The following is a 968-nucleotide window of genomic DNA, read 5'->3' as shown; positions in this document are numbered from 1 at the left end:
GTGATCAGGTCGTCGATGTTGAGCTTGCCGTCCATGTACCAGTCGACGATCTTGGGCACGTCGGTGCGGCCGCGGGCGCCGCCGAAGGCCGAGCCTTCCCACTTGCGGCCGGTCACCAGCTGGAAGGGGCGCGTGCTGATCTCCGCGCCGGCTTCCGCCACGCCGATGATGATCGAGCGGCCCCAGCCCTTGTGCGTGCACTCCAGCGCGTCGCGCATCACCTTGGTGTTGCCGATGCATTCGAAGGAATAGTCGGCGCCGCCGTCGGTCAGCTGCACGATGTGGTCGACGAGGTTGCCGACCTCCTTCGGGTTGACGAAGTGGGTCATGCCGAACTTGCGGGCCATCGCCTCGCGCTCGGGGTTCAGGTCCACGCCGATGATCTTGTCGGCGCCGACCATCTTCGCGCCCTGGATCACGTTGAGGCCAATGCCGCCGAGGCCGAACACGACCACGTTGGCGCCCGCCTCCACCTTGGCGGTGAACAGCACCGCGCCGACGCCGGTGGTCACGCCGCAGCCGATGTAGCAGACCTTGTCGAAGGGTGCGTCCGGCCGGATCTTGGCCAGCGCGATGCCGGGCACGACGATGTGGTTGGCGAAGGTGGACGTGCCCATGTAGTGGAAGATCGGATCGCCGTCCAGCGAGGTGAAGCGCGAGCTGCCGTCGGGCATCAGGCCCTTGCCCTGCGTGCTGCGGATCGCCTGGCACAGGTTGGTCTTGCGCGACAGGCAGAACTTGCACTGGCGGCACTCGGGCGTGTAGAGCGGGATCACATGGTCGCCCGGCTTCAGCCAGGTGACGCCCTCGCCCACTTCCAGCACGACGCCGGCGCCCTCGTGGCCCAGCACGGCTGGGAAGATGCCTTCCGGGTCGGCGCCGGAGAGCGTGTAGTAGTCGGTGTGGCAGATGCCGGTGGCCTTGACTTCGACGAGCACCTCGCCGGCGCGCGGGCCGTCGAGCATCAC

1 protein-coding gene is annotated in these 968 nt (G+C 67.7%); it reads right to left on the bottom strand.

Annotated features, from left to right (window positions below; all coding sequences use genetic code 11):
* Positions 1-968 (bottom strand): zinc-binding dehydrogenase (locus B0W88_RS31985; protein ID WP_077038430.1); only part of this gene is annotated, 968 nt, incomplete at both ends.

The organism is Pelomonas sp. KK5, from assembly GCF_001984095.1.
Lineage (GTDB): Bacteria > Pseudomonadota > Gammaproteobacteria > Burkholderiales > Burkholderiaceae_C > KK5.
The sequence above is the reverse complement of the archived record's forward strand: the minus strand, read 5'-3'. Positions and strand labels throughout refer to the sequence as shown.